The following is a 19288-nucleotide window of genomic DNA, read 5'->3' on the forward strand; positions in this document are numbered from 1 at the left end:
TCATGATCCAGTTCGACGCGGTCCACAAGCGCTTCCCCAACGGCACGACAGCGGTTCACGATCTCTCCCTGGAGATGCCGGAAGGCGGGGTCACCGTACTGGTCGGTTCCTCCGGTTGCGGCAAGACGACCACCCTTCGGATGATCAACCGGATGATCGAACCGACCTCGGGCGTCATCAAGGTCGGCGGCAAGGACGTCACCCAGCAGGACGCGGCCGAACTGCGCCGCTCCATCGGGTACGTCATCCAGCAGTCGGGGCTCTTCCCGCACCGCACGGTCCTCGACAACATCGCCACCGTGCCGCTCCTGCTGGGCCACGGCCGGAAGAAGGCGCGGAGTCGGGCGGCCGAGCTCCTTGAGACCGTCGGCCTCGCCGCCGACGCCGGCAAGCGGTACCCGCACCAGCTCTCCGGCGGCCAGCAGCAGCGCGTCGGCGTGGCCCGCGCGCTCGCCGCCGACCCGCCGGTGCTGCTGATGGACGAGCCCTTCGGCGCCGTCGACCCGGTGGTCCGCAGCCAGCTCCAGGACGAACTCCTGCGCCTGCAGAAGGAGTTGAACAAGACCATCGTCTTCGTCACGCACGACGTCGACGAGGCCGTGCGGCTCGGTGACCGCATCGCGATCTTCCGCACCGGCGGCCATCTCGTCCAGTGCGCGGCCCCCGCCGAACTCCTCGCCCGCCCGGCCGACGACTTCGTGGCCGACTTCCTCGGCGCCGAGCGCGGCCTCAAGCTGCTCTCGCTGAAGACCCTCGCCGACGTCCCGCAGGCTCCGGCCCCCGAGGGCGGCACCTGGACCCTGGTCCTGGACGCGGCGCGCAAGCCCCTGCACTGGACGTCCAAGGACGCCGAGATCCCCGTACGACCGCTCCAGGACGGCGACTCGCTGCTCGCCGCCCTCGACGAGTCGATCGCGTCCCCCACCGGCCTGATAGCCCGCGTCGATGCCGCAGGCGTCCTCACCGGCGTCTCGTCCCGCGACGACATCCACACCCACGCGGGCCTGGCCCACGCCGAAGCCCGGGTGGCGGCATGACCGTCGACTGGTCGTGGATAGGCGACCACACCGACGACCTCACCAGCTTGACCCTCTCCCACCTCCAGGCCGCGATGACCGCCGTCCTCCTCGGACTCGTCATCTCGCTCCCGCTGGCCGTGGTCGCCCACCGAGTCCGCCCGCTGCGCGGCTTCCTGCTCGGCCTCTCGAACGTGCTGTTCACGATCCCGTCGATCGCGATCTTCGTACTCCTCCTCCCGATCAGCGGCCTGACCCGCACCACGACCGTGATCGGCCTGACGGTCTACACGCTGGTCGTGCTGCTGCGGAACACGGTCGAGGGCCTCGACTCGGTCCCGACGAAGACCAAGGAGGCGGCGAAAGCGATGGGCACGCGCCCCCTGCGCACGCTCCTCACCGTCGAACTCCCCCTGGCGCTCCCGGTGATCATGGCCGGTGTCCGTATCGCCACGGTCATGTCGATCTCGCTCGTCTCGGTCGCCACCTACATCGGCGACGGAGGCCTCGGCCAGCTCTTCACCGACGGATTCCAGCGCGACTTCCCGACGCCGGTGATCGTGGGCGTGGTCCTCACCCTGCTGCTCGCCGTGGTCGCGGACGCGGCCCTGGTCGCCCTCCAGTACGTACTCACCCCGTGGAAGAGGCGGCGAGCCTGATGTTCGAACTCTTCAAGAACCTCGCCAAGTGGCTGACCAGCGGCTCCCAGTGGGCCGGTTCGGACGGCATCGCGCACCGCCTCGCCGAGCACCTCCAGTACTCGCTGCTCGCGACCCTCATCGCGGCCGCGATCGGCCTCCCGCTGGGCCTGTTGATCGGGCACACCGGCAAGGGCGCGTTCCTCGCGATCAACCTCGCCTCCTTCGGCCGCGCGCTGCCGACCGTGGGCCTGGTCGTCCTCGTCTTCCTGGCCAGCGGCCTGTCCATGTGGCCGGTGTACATCGCGCTGGTCGCCCTGGCGGTCCCCTCCATCGTCACGAACACCTACGCCGGCATGACGGCCGTGGACCCGGATGTGAAGGACGCGGCGCGCGGCCAGGGCATGCGCGGCCACCAGGTGCTGTTCCAGGTCGAGTTGCCCCTCGCGCTCCCCCTGATCATGACCGGCCTGCGCCTCGCCCTCATCCAGGTCGTCGCCACCGCCACGATCGCCGCCTACGTCTCCTTCGGGGGCCTGGGCCGCTACGTCTTCGACGGCCTCGCCCAGCGCGACCTCGTGCAGGTGCTCGGCGGGGCGGTGCTCGTCGCCGTCGTGGCGATCGTCCTGGACCTGGGCCTCTCCACCCTCCAGCGCTTCCTCTTCCGCCACCGCACCGCCTAGGGAACTCCGAAATGAATCGTCGTACCGTCCTCGGCGGCCTCTTCGCGGTCGCCTCCGTCCCCGTCCTCTCGGCCTGCGCGAGCGGTGTCACCTCGCTCGACGGCGGGGGCTCGGCCGGCGGTGGCAGCGCCTCCAGCAAGAACGGCGTCACCATCGGCACCGCCAACTTCACCGAGAACCAGGTGCTGGGCTACCTCTACGCCGCCGTCCTGGAAACGGCCGGCGTGAAGGTCAAGGTCCGCCCCAACCTCGGCACCCGCGAGATCGTCTTCCCCGCCCTCAAGAGCGGCGACATCGACCTCCTGCCCGAGTACCAGGGCTCGCTGCTCACCTACCTCCAGCCCAAGTCCGAGGTCGCGGACGCGGGCGAGATGCAGAACGCCCTCACCCTCGCCCTTCCCTCCGGCCTCCAGGTCCTGCCCTACGGCGTGGCGGAGGACGCGGACTGCTTCGTCGTCACCCGCGCGACCGCGCAGAAGTACGGCCTGGTCTCGCTGGCCGACCTGGCAAAGGTGAACGGCAAGCTGGTCATCGGCGCCTCCGCCGAGGTGAAGACCCGTCAGGTGGGCGTCGTAGGGCTGAAGGACGTGTACGGCGTGGAGTTCAAGGAGTTCAAGTCCCTTGATTCCGACGGGCCGTTGGTGAAGGGCGCGCTGAAGAAGGGCGATGTGGACGTGGCGAACCTGTTCACCACCGACACCGACATCAAGGCCAACGACTGGGTCGTCCTGACCGACCCGAAGACCCTGATCCCCAGTCAGCACATCGTCCCGCTCATCGCCGACCGGGTGGCCGACCCGACGGTCCGCAAGGCGCTGGCCCGGCTCGGCAACGTCCTCACCACCGCCCAGCTCACCGAGCTGAACCGCCAGGTGGACAAGGACAAGAAGGACCCGGAGGACGTGGCGAACGCGTATGCGAAGCAGCACGGGCTGACCAAGGGGTGATCGTCGGCGAGGAACCCGACCTCCGACAGGGGGGCTATCCCCAGTGCAGCGGGCGCCGTGGCTCCCTAATCTGAGTCGCATGACGGGAATGGACTCGCACGACGCCGAACTCAAGAAGGAACTCAACGCCACCTTGCAGGCACGCAGGGAACTGGGCGACGAGTACGAGTCGGCGCTGGTCGACTCGTTCCTGGAGAAGGTCGACCAGCGTATCGACGGCGCGGTGGAGCGCCGGGTGCGCCGGCAGATGGCCGAGCAGCAGATGGTGGTCGCCCGCGGCTCGCGGGGGCCGAAGCCCACCGACTCCTGGGGCGAGCGCTTCGGCTTCGGCATCGTCTCGATGGTCCTGGCGATCCCGCTCTCCGCGATCGGCGGCGGCATCGCCAACCTCCCTGGCCTGCTGGTGGCCTGGTTCGGCATCGTCGGCGTGAACGCCGTCCAGGCCGCCCGCACCAACCCGGGGCTGTTCGGCGGCCGCCGGCACCACAAGTCGGGCCAGGACAGCGAGTGGGAGGGGTAGCCCGTTGGAGAAGGGGCTGTAGGCAAACGGGCTGTAGAAAAGTCTTGCGCGGGGACCGCCGCACCCCCCGTTGCCGGGAGGGCGGGACGACGGCGGTCCCCGCGAGGGACGCGTGCCGGGTCAGGGCCGGGCGTGCGCGTCCAAGGCGTCGGTGGAGGTCCGGGAGCCGCTCCGGAGGTCCGTGACGCCGTTTCTGTGTCGGCGAGGCGGGGAGCCGCTCCCGCCTGCCGACATCCCCTAATCTGCACGATCCGTGTTAAGCGGGTGCTGCGTGGACGTGACGCGCTCGTACCACTTCCGCGAAGTCCACCATCCGGACCGGCGACCGCAAAGTTGCCGTCGCCACGGCCCGTTCACCGGACGTTCGCTACTGCTTCCCGCCCTTGGCGAGGAAGGACAGCAGGTCCTGCCGGCTGATGACCCCGGTCGGTTTGCCCTCGACCAGGACGATCGCCGCGTCGGCCGCGCCCAGCACGGTCATCAGATCGCCCACCGGCTCACCGGAACCGACCTGCGGCAGCGGGGCCGACATGTGCTTCTCCAGCGGGTCGGAGAGGGAGGCGCGCTGGGTGAACAGGGCGTCCAGCAGCTCCCGTTCGACGACGGACCCGACGACCTCGGCCGCCATGACGTCCGGGTGACCGGCGCCCGGCTTCACGATCGGCATCTGCGAGACGCCGTACTCACGCAGCACGTCGATGGCCTCGCCGACCGTCTCGTCCGGGTGCATGTGGACGAGGGAGGGGATGGCGCCGTGCACCTTGTCGTTGAGGACGTCGGCGACGCGGGCGCTGGGGCCCTCGTCCTCCAGGAAGCCGTAGTCCGCCATCCACTCGTCGTTGAAGATCTTGCTCAGGTACCCGCGCCCGCTGTCGGGCAGCAGCACGACCACGACGTCGTCCGGCCCGAGCCGCTCCGCGACCCGCAGCGCGGCGACGACGGCCATCCCGCAGGAGCCGCCGACGAGCAGCCCCTCCTCCTTCGCCAGCCGGCGGGTCATCTGGAAGGAGTCCTTGTCGGACACGGCGACGATCTCGTCCGCGACGGTCCGGTCGTAGGCGGTCGGCCAGAAGTCCTCACCGACCCCCTCGACGAGATACGGCCGCCCGGAGCCGCCGGAGTAGACCGAGCCCTCGGGGTCGGCGCCCACGACCTGCACCCGGCCCTCGCTGGCGTCCTTCAGATAGCGCCCGGTGCCGGAGATGGTCCCGCCCGTCCCGACGCCCGCCACGAAGTGGGTGATCCGCCCCTCCGTCTGCTCCCACAGCTCGGGGCCGGTCGAGTGGTAGTGGGAGAGCGGGTTGTTGGGGTTGGAGTACTGGTCGGGCTTCCAGGCGCCCGGCGTCTCACGGACCAGCCGGTCGGAGACGTTGTAGTACGAGTCCGGGTGCTCGGGGTCCACGGCGGTGGGGCACACGACCACCTCGGCGCCGTAGGCCCGCAGCACGTTGATCTTGTCGGTGGACACCTTGTCGGGGCACACGAAGATGCAGTGGTACCCCTTCTGCTGGGCGACGATGGCCAGGCCGACGCCGGTGTTGCCGCTGGTCGGCTCGACGATGGTGCCGCCGGGCTTGAGCGCGCCGCTCTGCTCGGCCGCCTCGATCATGCGCAGGGCGATGCGGTCCTTCACACTCCCGCCGGGGTTGAAGTACTCCACCTTGGCCAGAACGGTCGCCTGGATGCCCTCGGTCACGCTGTTGAGCCTCACCAGCGGGGTGTTGCCGACGAGGCTGATCATCGAGTCGTGGAATTGCACCGTTGTCTCCGGTCGCTGCAAAAGAAGTGGTCTTGATGGGTCCCGTCAGCCTAAGGCCCGGAAATGACGTTCACCGCCCGTTGAGATTGGGCGACGTGCTGTTCGGGGCAAGGAGTGGGTGACGGCTCAGAGGAGGTGGCGGCGACGTATGACGAGGATGTCGAGGGCACGGGTGGCCCGACGGATCGCGGCCGGTGCGGCGTACGGCGGCGGCGGGGTGGGACTGGTGGGCGCGGCGGCCGTCGGGCTGGTGCTGGCCGAGGTCCGCTTCGTGAAACGGCATGTGGGCAACGGCCATGGTCCGGGCAGCAACCATGTGCCCAGCGCCGATGGCCGCTACGGCCATGTCTACGACACCCCGGGTGAACCCCCGCTCCGGCTGACCATGCTCGGCGACTCCACGGCGGCCGGGCAGGGCGTGCACCGGGCGGCCCAGACCCCGGGCGCCCTGCTGGCCTCGGGCCTCGCGGCGGTCGCGGAACGCCCGGTCGAGCTGCACAACGTGGCCCTCCCGGGCGCCCAGTCCGACGACCTGGACCGTCAGGTCGCGCTGGCCCTCGCGGACACCTCCCGGGTGCCCGACGTCTGCGTGATCATGATCGGCGCGAACGACGTCACCCACCGCATGCACCCGACCAGATCGGTCCGCCACCTCTCGGCGACGGTACGACGGCTGCGCACGGCCGGCGCCGAGGTGGTCGTCGGCACCTGTCCCGACCTCGGGACGGTGGAGCAGGTCCAGCAGCCGCTGCGCTGGCTGGCCCGCCGGGCCTCCCGGCAGCTGGCGGCGGCCCAGACGATCGGCACGGTCGAACAGGGCGGACGCACGGTGTCCCTGGGCGACCTGCTGGGCCCCGAGTTCGCGGCGAACCCGCGCGAGCTGTTCGGCCCGGACAACTTCCACCCCTCGGCGGAGGGCTACGCGACAGCGGCGATGGCGGTCCTGCCGACCGTCTGCGCCGCCCTGGGCCTCTGGCCGGCGGAAGAGGACCGCCCGGACGCCTCCCGCCGCGAGGGCTTCCTCCCGGTGGCACGAGCGGCCGCGGAGGCCGCTTCGGAGGCGGGCACGGAGGTCACGGCGGCGATGCCGACAGGGCCCAGGGGTCCCTGGGCGCTGCTGAAGCGCCGGAAGCGGCGCAGGGTGCCGGAGCCGGAGACGACCCCTTCGGCCCCCTCCAACTCGTCCAGTGTCTGAGGCCCAAGCAAGCGCTTAGACAATTGCGGTCAGGGTCACACAGCGATGCCCGTGACCTGTGCCATACGTACGGGTAACTTCCCAAGGAGCCGTGCCAGTCAGTCCCCGTACGAACGCCAATGGAGCCGTGATGCCCGAAGCCGTCATCGTCTCGACCGCCCGCTCCCCCATCGGCCGCGCCGTCAAGGGCTCCCTCAAGGACCTGCGCCCCGACGACCTCACCGCCACGATCATCCAGGCCGCCCTCGCGAAGATCCCCGAGCTGGACCCGAAGCTCATCGAGGACCTGATGCTCGGCTGCGGCCTCCCCGGCGGCGAGCAGGGTTACAACCTCGGCCGGATCGTCGCCGTACAGATGGGCATGGACCACCTGCCCGGCTGCACGATCACCCGTTACTGTTCCTCGTCCCTCCAGACCAGCCGCATGGCCCTGCACGCCATCAAGGCCGGCGAGGGCGACATCTTCATCTCGGCCGGTGTCGAGATGGTCTCCCGTTACGCCAAGGGCAGCTCGGACGGCCTCCCGGACACCACGAACCCGATCTTCGCCGAGGCACAGGAGCGCACCGCCGCCACGGCCGCGTCCGAGGGCTCCACCTGGCACGACCCGCGCGAGGACGGCCTGCTCCCCGACCCGTACATCGCGATGGGCCAGACCGCGGAGAACCTCGCCCGGATCAAGGGCGTCACCCGCCAGGACATGGACGAGTTCGGCGTCCGCTCGCAGAACCTCGCCGAGGAGGCCCTGAAGAACGGCTTCTGGCAGCGCGAGATCACCCCGGTCACGCTGCCGGACGGCACGGTCGTGTCGAAGGACGACGGCCCGCGCGCCGGCGTCACCCTGGAGGGCGTCTCCGGCCTCAAGCCGGTCTTCCGCCCCGACGGCCTGGTCACGGCCGGCAACTGCTGCCCGCTGAACGACGGCGCCGCCGCGGTCGTCATCATGAGCGACACCAAGGCCCGCGAGCTGGGCCTCACGCCGCTGGCCCGGATCGTGTCGACCGGTGTCTCCGGCCTCTCCCCCGAGATCATGGGCCTCGGCCCGGTCGAGGCGTCGAAGCAGGCGCTGGGCCGCGCCGGTCTGACCGTCGACGACATCGACCTGTTCGAGATCAACGAGGCGTTCGCCGCCCAGGTGATCCCGTCCTACCGCGACCTGAACATCCCGCTGGACAAGCTGAACGTGAACGGCGGCGCGATCGCCGTGGGCCACCCCTTCGGCATGACCGGCGCCCGCATCACCGGCACGCTGATCAACTCCCTCCAGTTCCACGACAAGCAGTTCGGTCTGGAGACGATGTGCGTGGGCGGCGGCCAGGGCATGGCGATGGTCATCGAGCGCCTCAGCTAGTCAACTCCCCGTAGTCGTAGGGGAACTTTGCGTCACCATCAGGCCCGGAACCCAGTAACCACCTGGGTTCCGGGCCGATTTGTGATCCAATCTCCCCCAGGATGTGACCTATCTCCCTTCGAAAAGGGATTTCCCCAGGTCAGGACCGTTTCACCACCAAACATCGGGCCCAAAGTCCTGCCCGTTTCGTGACGTTACGCACTGACAGTTGGTTAGTCCGCCCTTCAAGCTGATGTAGGAAGTCGGGGGTCGACTTTGAACCGGGAGTACGTCAGTGAGCGCCATGCCGATCGCTTTGCTGCTCACCACGGCCGCCACAGGCGCCGTGGGCGTCGCCGTCCTGCGCACCCTCTTGGTGCTCCGTCGCCAGGTAGCAGCCCTGCACACCGAACTCGCCGAGAGCCGGGCCGCCGCGCTGCGGCCGCTCGTGCCCGCCGCCCGCACCCACACCGACGCGGATGAGATACGCGCCGCCGTGGCCGAGGCACTGGCCGAGGAGCGAGAGCGGGAGCTGGCCGAGGCGCGGGCCTTCTGGGCCGCCCAGGAAGCCAGCGACACCGAGGTGCCGACCCTGCTGGGTCTGCCGGACAGCGAGCTGTTCATGCCCCGCCAGAGCGACTTCGTGGGCCTCGAACCGCTGGAGCCGGTGACCGAGCCGTTCGCGGAGGCCGACGAGTTCGCCGGGGAGTCCCCCGAACTGGCCGCCGCCCGCCGCCGCCACCCCTCGCACCCGGACTTCGTACCGGTCCAGTCACCCGTGGCGAACGACCACGAACGCACGGTGGCAACCCTTGAGGAACTCGCCGAGGCCGCGGTCGAACTGGCCGACGTCCGCCCCGGCCCTCTCGGCACCCTCGACGTCTACGTCTTCGTCGACGGCACCACCCTCTGCATGACCCCGGGCCACCGCGAAACCGCCGAACGCCTCGCAGCCGCCCTCCGCGCCGGCGAGACCCCGTTCCTCCTGGGCGGCTCCGGCGTCTCGGGCGCGTACACCCTGACGTTCGCGTGCGGCGAGGAGAACGTCTACATCCTGGCGGACAGGGTCATAGCGTCGCTGTAAGGGGTTCGACTTCGGGGGTCCGACTCAGACCCCCGCCCGCTTCTGCGCCTCCGCGACCAACTCCAGCCCCTCCGAGACCTCCGCCTCGCTCACCAGCACCAGCGCGAAGTCATGGACAGCCACGGTGATTTGGTCGGCCACGGCGAACATCCCCGCATCGGGCATCTCCCGAGGCTCCACCCCGGGCTCCTCCGCCAACTGCGCCCGCCGGGTCATCTCCCTGGCCAGCGCCAGCGCTTCCGCGGCGGCCCCCCGTTGCAACCGGCTCTGCGGCGCGGCTCGAAGCCGGTCGGCAAAGTGATCCACCGCTTGAGTCAACCGCGTCGTATCCACCACGCCGCGAGACTACGCGCCGCACCGGGACTGTTGCCAACGGGCGAACGCTCAGGCACGGTGACTTGAAGGACCGGCTTACACCCCATGCGTCCGGAGGCGCCGATGTCCCAAGTGTTCTCCCAGGAGACCCACCGCAACCTGCTCGCCCGCATCCCCCACTGCACCGGTCGTGAAGTGTCCGACTGGCTGCGCACCGTCGACGAAGGCCCCGCCCTCTTCCGTTTCGAGGAGAAGGTCAGCTGGCTCCGCGCCGAGCACGACCTCGCGTACGGCCACGCCAAGGCGATCATTCACGAGTACGACCTGAGGAGGGCCGCGCGCAAACTGCTCTAGGCGCGCACCGCGGACACGACCACAAGACGACGAAGGGCCCCGGGACGAACCCGGGGCCCTTTCACGTGCGTCGGCCAAGCAGCTAGTCGTTGCTGTTGAGGATCGCGATGATCCGCAGGAACTCCATGTAGATCCACACCAGCGTCAGCGTGAGCCCGAAGGCCGCCAGCCACGCCTCTTCCTTCGGGGCGCCGTACGCGATGCCGTCCTCGACCTGCTTGAAGTCGAGGGCGAGGAAGCACGCGCCGAGGATGATGCCGACGACACCGAAGAAGATGCCGAGCGGACCGCTGCGGAAGCCGAGGCCGTCACCGCCGCCGAACACCGCGAACAGCAGGTTGACCGCCATCAGCAGCACGAAGCCGAGCGCGGCCGCCATCACGAAGCCGTAGAAACGGCGGTTGACGCGGATCCAGCCCGCGCGGTACGCGATGAGCACACCGGCGAAGACCGCCATCGTGCCGATCACGGCCTGCATGGCCGCGCCGCTCGCGATGCGGTTGTCGACGACGCTGGAGACGACGCCGAGGAAGACGCCCTCCAGGGCGGCGTACGACAGGATCAGCGCGGGGACGGGCTTGCGCTTGAAGGACTGGACGAACGCCAGCACCATCGCGACCAGCGCGGCGCCGATCCCGATGCCGTACGAACGGCTGATGTTGGCGTCGTCGACCGGGAGCAGCGCCCAGGCGAGCGCGGCCGTGACGATCAGCGTGCCGAGGGTGGTGCCGGTGCGCAGGACGACGTCGTCCATGGTCATCCGGCCGGTGGTGGCCGGGGCCTGGGGCGGTGCGCCCTGCTGGAGGTCCTGCTGGGCGTAAGGGTTCTGCGCGTACGGGTTGCCCCCCGCGTAGGGGTTGCCCTGCGTGCCCACGGCGGGGCCCCCGGCCTGCGGCGCGGTGTTGAAGCCCGCGTAGCCGTTGTCGCGGCTGAACCCCCGTCGCGAGAAGACCGGGTTTCTGCTCCTCATTTCACTCCTCCATGGCCGCCTCGCGCGGCCTTGGCCTCAAGAGTAATAGGTAGGCAAAGGATTGACCCTACCCCTTGGGGAGGATCTTCCCCTCGTCCTGTCACGGTACGCGGTGGACCGTATGCCCCGAGCACACTGGTACCAAGCCGTGACGCCCCTCTTAGAGGCCTCTTATCCCTGCTCATCCAGGGGAAACCCGGTGTACGCCTCCGCGAGGTCCGTCTCGGCCGCCCGGGAGGACGTGATCCGCTCCAGCCGGGCCAGTTGGAGCCGCCCGTCGAAGGGCGTCGCGTCGGGCGCGCGGTGCAGGAGGCTCGTCATGTCGTAGGAGAACCGCTCGGCCTGCCAGACCCGCCGGAGGCAGGTGGCGGAGTACGCGTCGAGCCGGTCCTCGCTCCCCGTCTCCTTCTTGTACGTCAGTGCCCTCGCGAAGGTGACGACGTCGCCGACGGCGAGGTTGAGGCCCTTGGCACCGGTCGGCGGGACGATGTGCGCGGCGTCGCCGGCGAGGAAGAGCCGGCCGTGCCGCATGGGCTCGTGGACGTAGGAGCGCATGGGGGTGACGGACTTCTGGGTGATGGGGCCGCGGTCGAGGGTCCAGTCGTCGTCGGTCTCGAACCGGCGCTCCAGTTCGTCCCAGATCGCCTCGTCGCTCCAGCTCTCGGCGTCCGCGTCCGTCGGCACCTGGAGGTAGAGCCGGGAGACGGCCGGGGAGCGCATCGAGAGGAGGGCGAAGCCGCGGTCGTGGCGGGCGTAGACGAGTTCGTCGTGGGAGGGGGCGACGTCGGCGAGGATGCCGAGCCAGGCGTAGGGGTACGACCGCTCGAAGACGCGGGTCAGTTCGGCGGGGATCGCGGTGCGGGCGATGCCCCAGAAGCCGTCGCAGCCGACGACGTAGTCGCAGTCGAGTACGTCCTCGCGGCCCTGGTGCCGGAAGCGGACGCGCGGGCTGTCGGTGTCGGCGTCCTCCACCGCCAGCGCCTCGGCCTCGAACAGCAGCGGGCCGCCGTCCTTGAGTTGAAGCGCGATGAGGTCCTTGCAGACCTCGGTCTGGGCGTAGACCGTCACGCTACGACCGCCGGTGAGGGCCGGGAAGTCCACGCGGTGCCGCTTGCGGTCGTAGCGCAGCTCGATGCCGTCGTGCCGCAGCCCCTCCCGGTCCAGCCGGCCGCCGGCCCCGGCCGCGCGCAGCACGTCGACCGTGCCCTGCTCCAGGATTCCGGCCCGCTGGCGGTGCTCGACGTAGGCGCGGTCCCTGCTCTCCAGGACGACCGAGTCGATACCGGCGTTGTGCAGCAGCCGGGCGAGGAGGAGTCCGGCGGGGCCGGCTCCGATGATGCCGACGGTGGTGCGCATCGGTCGTTCCCTTCGAATGGAGCGAATGCCGTTTGTTCGTGTGGTGAAATTTCCTTCACTGTCTCGTCAAGCCTTAAGTTTCCGGCCCCATGGGCCCTCTGTCAACGGTCGGGGCGTTCGCGAAAAAGGGTCGGAGGTGCCCGGAACCGGACTTGAACCGGTACGCCCGCGAAGGGGCAGCGAGGTTTAAGCTCGCCGTGTCTGCATTCCACCATCCGGGCAGGCCGTGGGCTCCGCATCGAGATTCGAGCCTATCGGGGCGCGCCTTCCCAACAGCGGGCGGGCGGACCGATGTTGTCTTATTTTATTGATGTCTGAGGGTCCATCAGACCATGGAAAGAGCCATCAGCACTTGCCAATAGCCTTGCGTGCGGTCTGGGGGCTCGTATGCGGAATGACGGAATTTCACCGCCCGAACGAGGGTGCTCCACCGGTTCTTGACGTGTGCGCTCTTGATCGGTCTCAGGGACTGTCCTCATCCCCAGGTATGACAGCGCCGCGCACAGTCCGACTGGAGGCTGCCCCCGGAACCGGAACAGCGGGTGACTCCACGGCGGAATGCGGCCGGAAGGATGGGACGCGTCCCCAGCAACACCGTCGTCCCGACAGGAGCGCCCTCCGTGACCACCACCCCCATCGCCGACCGGACCACCTCCGTGGCCGCGCGCGCCACGGATCTTTCCAAGATCTACGGACAGGGCGAGACCCAGGTGGTCGCCCTCGACCGGGTCTCGATCGCCTTCCGGCAGGCCGAGTTCACCGCGATCATGGGCCCTTCGGGGTCCGGCAAGTCCACTCTGATGCACTGTGTGGCCGGCCTGGACACGTTCTCGTCCGGTTCCGTGCGCATCGGTGACACCGAACTGGGCTCCCTGAAGGACAAGCAGCTCACCAGGTTGCGCCGGGACAAGATCGGTTTCATCTTCCAGGCGTTCAACCTGCTGCCGACGCTGACGGCCCTGGAGAACATCACGCTCCCGATGGACATCGCGGGCCGCAAGCCGGACAAGCAGTGGCTGGACTCGGTGATCACCATGATCGGTCTCGCCGACCGGCTCAAGCACCGGCCCTCACAGCTCTCCGGCGGACAGCAGCAACGCGTCGCCGTGGCAAGGGCGTTGGCCTCCCGCCCCGACATCATCTTCGGCGACGAGCCGACCGGAAACCTCGACTCGCGCTCCGGCGCGGAGGTGCTGGGCTTTCTGCGCAACTCCGTACGGGAGCTGGGCCAGACGGTGGTCATGGTGACCCACGACCCGGTGGCGGCGGCGTACGCGGACCGGGTGGTGTTCCTCGCGGACGGCCGGATCGTCGACGAGGTGTACGAGCCGTCGGCCGACTCGGTGCTCGACAGGATGAAGCAGTTCGACGCCAAGGGCCGTACCAGCTAGGTCTCCTGACGCACCCTCACTTCTTGTACGCCTGGACCGACTGGACTGAGTAGACCCATGTTCCGTACCGCCTTGCGCAACGTACTCGCGCACAAGGCCCGGCTCCTCATGACCGTGCTCGCCGTGATGCTCGGCGTCGCGTTCGTGTCGGGGACCCTGGTCTTCACCAACACCATCTCGAACGCCTTCCAGAACAGCTCGGCCAAGGGCTTCGACCAGGTCGACGTCGCCGTGCGGGCCAAGAGCCAGGACGACAAGGGCGACACGGTCGGCAAGACGCCCGAGCTGACCCAGGCCATGCTGGACACCAGCGCGAAGGTGCCGGGCGCCGCGTCCGCGACCGGGGTCGTCAACGGCTTCACCGCCATCGCCGACAAGAAGGGCAAGCTCATCGGCGGCGGCTTCCAGTCGGAGGGCGGCAACTACTGGGGGGACAAGGACGCCCGCTATCCCCTCAAGTCCGGTGCGGCACCGCATGGTTCGGGCGAGGTCGCGATCGACTCCGAGACCGCGAAGCGCGCCGGGTACAAGGTCGGCGACACCGTGCGCATCTCGGTCGACGGCCCGGTGCTGACGCCGAGGATCACCGGCGTCTTCACCACCGACGACGGCAATGTCGCCGCCGGCGGCAGCCTCGCCCTCTTCGACACGGCGACCGCGCAGAAGCTGTTCGGCAAGGCGGGGACGTACGACGAGATCGATGTGAAGGCGGCTGCCGGGACGACTCAGGCGGCGCTCAAGGCGCGGTTGGACCAGGCGCTGCCGCAGGGGCGGACCGAGACCACCACCGCTCAGCAACTCGCCGACGACCAGGCCGAGTTGATCTCCTCGTCGATGAGCGGGCTGAAGTCGGGTCTGCTGGTCTTCGCCGGCATCGCGCTCTTCGTCGGCACCTTCATCATCGCCAACACCTTCACCATGCTGGTCGCCCAGCGCACCAAGGAACTGGCGCTGCTGCGCGCGGTCGGCGCCTCCCGTCGGCAGGTCACGCGGTCGGTGCTGATCGAGGCGTTCGTGGTCGGCGCGGTCGCCGCGGTGGCCGGGCTGGTCGCCGGTATCGGTATCGGCGCCGGGCTGCGCGCCCTGATGGGCACGATTGGCGCGACCGTCCCGGACGGCCCGCTGATCATCACCTCGGGCACGGTCCTCAGCGCGCTCGCGGTCGGCATCCTCATCACCATGCTCGCCGCCTGGCTGCCCGGCCGCCGGGCGGCGAAGATCCCGCCGGTCGCCGCGATGAGCAGCCTGCACGCACAGGCCACCACCAAGTCGCTGGTGCTTCGCAACACGATCGGCGCGCTGTTCTCCGGCGCGGGTGTCGCGGTCGTCATCGCGGCCACCACGATGAGCGGTTCGGACGGCCAGGCCCCCATGGGTTTCGGCGCGGTCCTCCTCATCATCGGGGTGTTCATCCTGACCCCGTTGCTGTCCCGCCCGCTGATCGCGGCGGCGGCTCCGGTCCTGCGGATCTTCGGGGTCTCCGGCAAGCTGGCCCGCCAGAACTCGGTGCGCAACCCGCGCCGTACGGCCGCGACCGCCTCCGCGCTGATGATCGGCCTCACCCTCATCACCGGTATGACGGTGATGGCGGGCAGCCTCCAGCAGGGGATCGACAAGATGGCCTCGTCGGCGATCAGCGCCGACTACATCGTCTCGATGGCCAACGGCAACGAACTCTCCGCGAACGTCGACAAGACGCTCACCACCACCTCCGGCGTCACCGCCACCAGCCCGCTGCGCAACTCCCCTTCGCGCATCGACGGCAAGACCGAGTACCTGACCGGCGTCACCGGCTCCACCATCGGCAAGCTCACCGACCTCAAGGTCGACAGCGGCACCTTCAAGGTCGCCGGCACCCAGGTGGTCGTGGACGATGACACGGCCAAGTCCCATGGCTGGAAGGCCGGTTCGACCTTCACCACGCACTACGAGGACGGCAAGGCCCAGCAGCTCACGGTCGCCGCGGTCTACGAGGGCAACGCGCTGATCCACGGCATCATGCTCGACAACTCGACGCTCTCCCCGCACCAGACCGACCCGGCCGACATGCAGATCCTGGTCAAGACCGCGGACGGCGCGTCGAGTTCGACCAAGGACAGGCTGGAGAAGGCCCTCGGCTCCAACCCGGCCGTCAAGGTCCAGGACAAGAAGGACCTCTCCGACAGCATCGCGCAGGTCTTCACCCTGATCCTCAACATGGTCTACGGCCTGCTCGCCATGGCGGTGATCGTCGCGGTCCTCGGGGTCATCAACACCCTGGCCATGTCGGTCTTCGAGCGCTCGCAGGAGATCGGGATGCTGCGCGCGATCGGCCTGGACCGCAAGGGCATCAAGCGGATGGTCCGCCTGGAGTCCCTGGTGATCTCGCTCTTCGGCGGGGTGCTCGGCATCGGTCTCGGGGTGTTCTTCGGCTGGGCGGCCGGTGAGTTGCTCGGTGCGAAGATGGCGACCTACGAACTGGTCCTGCCGTGGGCCCGGATGGCGGTCTTCCTGCTGCTGGCAGGCACGGTCGGCGTCCTGGCGGCGCTGTGGCCGGCTCGGCGGGCGGCGAAGCTGAACATGCTGTCGGCGATCAAGTCCGAGTAACGGGAGACGAGTCGGGGCCCCGTTCCATCGCGGAACGGGGCCCTCGCTGTTGGCCTGAAGGCGCGCTCAGTTCCAGGTGCGGGCGCGCAACGGCATTCCGGAGCCGCCCGGTTCGGGGGTCCGGACGGCCAACACCTGGTTGACTCCTATGCGGTTGTGCTCGAAGCCGAGCGCGGAGGCCGCCATGTAGAGGCGCCACACCCGGGCCCGCCCGGCGCCGACGAGTCCGACCGCGCGCCGCCACTCGGACTCCAGGTTGGCGACCCAGCGGCGCAGGGTGAGCGCGTAGTGCTCGCGGATCGCCTCGACGTCCCGCACCTCGAACCCGGCGCTCTCCAACTGGGTCACGGTGGTGCCGACGGGGGCGAGTTCGCCGTCGGGGAAGACGTACGCGTCGATGAACTCGTCGATGTCGTAGGCCGATTCGTCCTGCCAGGGGCGGCGGGCGATCTGGTGGTTGAGCAGCCGTCCGCCCGGTGCGAGCAGTGCGAAGAGGACTCTCGCGTACTCCAGGTACCGTGCGGAGCCCACGTGTTCGGCCATGCCGATGGAGGAGATGGCGTCATAGGGGCCGTCGGCGACATCGCGGTAGTCCTGGACGCGGATCTCGACCTTGTCGGTGAGCCCCTCCTCGGCGACGCGTTTGCGGGCGTAGGCCGCCTGTTCCTGCGAGAGGGTCACGCCGACGACGCTCACGCCGTACTCGCGGGCCGCGTGGATCGCCATCGAACCCCAGCCGCAGCCGACGTCGAGGAGGCGCTGACCAGGCGTCAACTCAAGTTTGCGGCAGATGAGTTCGAGCTTGTCGCGCTGGGCGTCCTCCAGGGTGCCGTCCGGGGATTCCCAGTAGGCGCACGAGTAGACCATGGACGGGCCGAGGACGATCTCGTAGAAGTCGTTGCCCACGTCGTAGTGGTGGCTGATGGCGCGTTTGTCGGTGCGTTTGGTGTGGAGGTGGGCGCGGCTGCGGCGGACCTCCTCCGGGGGCGGGGCGGGCGGCAGCGGGAGTCCGCCGAGCTTGACCAGTCCGCGCAGGGCGGACCGCACCTCGGGGTCGCGCAGCGCCTGGGCGAGGCCGCGGGCGTCCTCGCCGCGCTCCCACACCAGCGAGGACATCGCGTCGAGGGCGGCGTACAGGTCGCCCTCGATGGTCAGGTCCCCGGCGACCCAGGCACGTGCCATGCCCAGTTCGCCGGGTTTCCACAGGAGTCGGCGCAGGGCACGGCGATTGCGTACGACCAGGGCCGGCGCGTCCGGCGGCCCGGCCTCGGAACCGTCCCAGGCGCGGATGCGCACCGGGATGGGGGTCCCCAGTAGCTGTTCGAAGAGGGATTTGAGCCGCAGCGCGGCATCAGCCATGGCGCACACCTCCGTGACGCGGATCCCGGAATTGTCCATCACTACGTAAACACCGGCCAGGCTCTGTTGCAGTCCCGCTTGAGCGTTACGAGTAGGCAAAACAGATGTAGCCGCCATGTACACGGATGTCCAGCAACGCCGAAGGGGCCGTCCGCACCACGGATGGCGGACGGCCCCTTCGGGCGTGCTTCAGAGGCGACCGGAGGCCGGGCCAGAGGTCAGGAGGCCTTGGCCTTCTCCTCGGTCTTCGCGGCGGCGGCCGGGGCCGGCGCCGGCTTGGCGGCCTCGTAGAACTCCTCGCGGGGGTTCTCCATGGCGCCGAGCGACACGACCTCGCGCTTGAGGAACATCGCGAGCGTCCAGTCGGCGAAGACGCGGATCTTGCGGTTCCAGGTCGGCATCGCCAGACCGTGGTAGCCACGGTGCATGTACCAGGCGAGACGGCCCTTGACCTTGATCTTCACCTTGCCCATGACGATCATGGCGACGCCCTTGTGGAGGCCGAGACCGGCCACGGCGCCCTTGTTGGCGTGCGAGTACTCCTTCTGCGGGAAGCCCCGCATACCGGAGATCACGTTGTCGCCGAGGACCTTCGCCTGGCGCAGCGCGTGCTGGGCGTTCGGCGGGCACCAGGCGTTCTCGACGCCGGCCTTGCGGGCGGCGATGTCGGGCACCTGGGCGTTGTCGCCGGCGGTCCAGATGTAGTCGGTGCCGGTGACCTGGAGGGTCGGCTGGGCGTCGACGTGACCGCGCGGGCCGAGCGGCAGGCCGAAGCGGGACAGGACCGGGTTGGGCTTGACGCCGGCCGTCCACACGATCGTGTTGGAGTCGACCTCAAGGCCGTTCTTCAGCACGACGTGGCCGTCGACGCAGGAGTCCATGGAGGTCGAGAGGTAGATCTCGATCCCGCGGCTCTCCAGGTGCTCCTTGCCGTAGAGGCCGAGCTTGGGGCCGACCTCCGGGAGGATCTTGTCGGCGGCGTCGACGAGGACGAAGCGCATGTCCTCGCGGGAGACGTTGGTGTAGTACTTGGCCGCGTCCCGGGCCATGTCCTCGACCTCGCCGATGGTCTCCGCGCCGGCGAAACCGCCGCCGACGAAGACGAAGGTGAGCGCCTTGCGGCGGATCTCCTCGTCGGTGGTGGAGTCGGCCTTGTCGAGCTGCTCAAGGACGTGGTTGCGCAGACCGATGGACTCCTCGATGCCCTTCATGCCGATGCCCTGCTCGGCGAGGCCGGGGATCGGGAAGGTGCGGGAGACCGCGCCCATCGCGATGACGAGGTAGTCGAAGGGCAGCTCGTACGCCTCACCCACGAGGGGGGCGATCGTGGCGACCTTGCGGTCCTGGTCGATGGTGGTGACCCGGCCGGTGAGGACCTCCGCCTTCGGCAGCACGCGTCGCAACGGGACGACGACGTGCCGAGGGGAGATGCTGCCGGCGGCGGCTTCGGGGAGGAAGGGCTGGTAGGTCATGTACGACCGGGGGTCGACGACCGTGACGGTCGCCTCGCCGTAGCGCATCTTCTTGAGAATGCGCCGAGCTGCGTACAGGCCTACGTACCCACCGCCTACTACGAGGATCCTGGGACGCTCCGTGGTGCTCATGCCATCGAGTATCCACCTGCCCCTGGGGGGTCGCTCGTGCGCCCCTTCACAAGCTTCACCAGGGGCTGTGTTATCCTCCGCGACTCGCATGATCCAGGTCACGTCATGGGGGTGGAACCACGGTGCGGTTCGCCCCGTTGTCAAGGCCGCGTGAGCTGCTCCTCTTACCTTTCGGACCCCC

General features: G+C 69.2%; 17 protein-coding genes and 1 tRNA gene. 11 read left to right on the forward strand and 7 right to left on the reverse strand.

Going from position 1 to position 19288, the window contains the following annotated elements; genetic code table 11:
* Nucleotides 1-2 precede the first annotated feature (2 nt).
* The 5 genes from AB0M63_RS14100 to AB0M63_RS14120 all read left to right on the forward strand — a co-directional run bounded on the left by AB0M63_RS14100 (nt 3) and on the right by AB0M63_RS14120 (nt 3804).
* The gene (locus tag AB0M63_RS14100) at nt 3-1037 is read left to right on the forward strand and encodes an ATP-binding cassette domain-containing protein (protein ID WP_366019554.1); all 1035 of its coding nucleotides are present in this window, start codon (nt 3-5) and stop codon (nt 1035-1037) included.
* Complete coding sequence (locus AB0M63_RS14105; protein WP_355908459.1) at nt 1034-1675, forward strand: ABC transporter permease; 642 nt, start codon at nt 1034-1036, stop codon at nt 1673-1675. Before AB0M63_RS14100 ends, AB0M63_RS14105 begins: the two co-directional genes overlap by 4 nt.
* Nucleotides 1675-2337: an ABC transporter permease gene (locus AB0M63_RS14110; protein WP_355908456.1), complete on the forward strand. Its 663-nt coding sequence runs from the start codon at nt 1675-1677 to the stop codon at nt 2335-2337. Before AB0M63_RS14105 ends, AB0M63_RS14110 begins: the two co-directional genes overlap by 1 nt.
* 11 nt (nt 2338-2348) lie before the next feature.
* Nucleotides 2349-3284, forward strand: coding sequence for an ABC transporter substrate-binding protein (locus AB0M63_RS14115; RefSeq protein WP_355908453.1), 936 nt, complete (start codon nt 2349-2351; stop codon nt 3282-3284).
* An 88-nt stretch (nt 3285-3372) separates the two neighbouring features.
* The gene (locus AB0M63_RS14120; RefSeq protein ID WP_366019926.1) at nt 3373-3804 is read left to right on the forward strand and encodes a hypothetical protein; all 432 of its coding nucleotides are present in this window, start codon (nt 3373-3375) and stop codon (nt 3802-3804) included.
* A 367-nt stretch (nt 3805-4171) separates the two neighbouring features.
* Here AB0M63_RS14120 and AB0M63_RS14125 read toward each other — a convergent pair whose 3' ends face one another.
* Entirely contained in the window at nt 4172-5563 is a 1392-nt protein-coding gene (locus tag AB0M63_RS14125) for a cystathionine beta-synthase (RefSeq protein ID WP_355908450.1), read from the reverse strand.
* Nucleotides 5564-5711: 148 nt separating this feature from the next.
* Here AB0M63_RS14125 and AB0M63_RS14130 point away from each other — a divergent pair, with 148 nt between their 5' ends.
* From AB0M63_RS14130 to AB0M63_RS14140, 3 genes are all read left to right on the forward strand, one after another.
* Nucleotides 5712-6758, forward strand: a complete 1047-nt coding sequence (locus AB0M63_RS14130) for an SGNH/GDSL hydrolase family protein (protein WP_366019555.1) — start codon at nt 5712-5714, stop codon at nt 6756-6758.
* A 130-nt stretch (nt 6759-6888) separates the two neighbouring features.
* On the forward strand, nt 6889-8109 hold the full coding sequence (locus tag AB0M63_RS14135) for an acetyl-CoA C-acetyltransferase (protein ID WP_366019556.1): 1221 nt from the start codon (nt 6889-6891) through the stop codon (nt 8107-8109).
* Between the two features lie 283 nt (nt 8110-8392).
* Entirely contained in the window at nt 8393-9172 is a 780-nt protein-coding gene (locus AB0M63_RS14140) for a hypothetical protein (RefSeq protein WP_366019927.1), read from the forward strand.
* A 24-nt stretch (nt 9173-9196) separates the two neighbouring features.
* Here the strand turns inward: AB0M63_RS14140 and AB0M63_RS14145 are convergent, their stop codons facing one another.
* Complete coding sequence (locus AB0M63_RS14145) at nt 9197-9508, reverse strand: hypothetical protein (RefSeq protein ID WP_355908438.1); 312 nt, start codon at nt 9506-9508, stop codon at nt 9197-9199.
* A gap of 102 nt (nt 9509-9610) precedes the next feature.
* Between AB0M63_RS14145 and AB0M63_RS14150 the strand changes: the two genes are divergently transcribed.
* A complete protein-coding gene (locus AB0M63_RS14150; RefSeq protein WP_026178224.1) occupies nt 9611-9841 on the forward strand; it encodes a DUF4287 domain-containing protein in 231 nt (76 codons plus the stop codon).
* A gap of 82 nt (nt 9842-9923) precedes the next feature.
* Here AB0M63_RS14150 and AB0M63_RS14155 read toward each other — a convergent pair whose 3' ends face one another.
* From AB0M63_RS14155 to AB0M63_RS14165, 3 genes are all read right to left on the reverse strand, one after another.
* The gene (locus AB0M63_RS14155) at nt 9924-10811 is read right to left on the reverse strand and encodes a Bax inhibitor-1/YccA family protein (protein WP_355908434.1); all 888 of its coding nucleotides are present in this window, start codon (nt 10809-10811) and stop codon (nt 9924-9926) included.
* 171 nt (nt 10812-10982) lie between these two features.
* Nucleotides 10983-12167 carry a 4-hydroxybenzoate 3-monooxygenase gene (locus tag AB0M63_RS14160; RefSeq protein WP_355908431.1) on the reverse strand — a complete coding sequence of 395 codons (1185 nt, stop codon included), beginning with the start codon at nt 12165-12167 and terminating at the stop codon, nt 10983-10985.
* Nucleotides 12168-12304: 137 nt separating this feature from the next.
* A tRNA-Leu gene (locus AB0M63_RS14165) sits at nt 12305-12388 on the reverse strand.
* A 399-nt stretch (nt 12389-12787) separates the two neighbouring features.
* On the opposite strand from AB0M63_RS14165, the gene AB0M63_RS14170 reads away from it, so the two are divergent.
* Both AB0M63_RS14170 and AB0M63_RS14175 read left to right on the forward strand, forming a co-directional pair.
* Nucleotides 12788-13558: an ABC transporter ATP-binding protein gene (locus tag AB0M63_RS14170; protein ID WP_355908428.1), complete on the forward strand. Its 771-nt coding sequence runs from the start codon at nt 12788-12790 to the stop codon at nt 13556-13558.
* 57 nt (nt 13559-13615) lie between these two features.
* Complete coding sequence (locus tag AB0M63_RS14175) at nt 13616-16144, forward strand: ABC transporter permease (protein ID WP_355908425.1); 2529 nt, start codon at nt 13616-13618, stop codon at nt 16142-16144.
* Between the two features lie 66 nt (nt 16145-16210).
* Here AB0M63_RS14175 and AB0M63_RS14180 read toward each other — a convergent pair whose 3' ends face one another.
* On the reverse strand, nt 16211-17503 hold the full coding sequence (locus AB0M63_RS14180) for a cyclopropane-fatty-acyl-phospholipid synthase family protein (RefSeq protein WP_355908422.1): 1293 nt from the start codon (nt 17501-17503) through the stop codon (nt 16211-16213).
* 218 nt (nt 17504-17721) lie between these two features.
* Entirely contained in the window at nt 17722-19107 is a 1386-nt protein-coding gene (locus AB0M63_RS14185; RefSeq protein WP_355908418.1) for an NAD(P)/FAD-dependent oxidoreductase, read from the reverse strand.
* Between the last annotated feature and the right edge of the window lie 181 nt (nt 19108-19288).

Origin of the sequence: Streptomyces sp. NPDC051576 (genome assembly GCF_040681835.1) — a bacterium.
Taxonomy (GTDB): domain Bacteria; phylum Actinomycetota; class Actinomycetes; order Streptomycetales; family Streptomycetaceae; genus Streptomyces.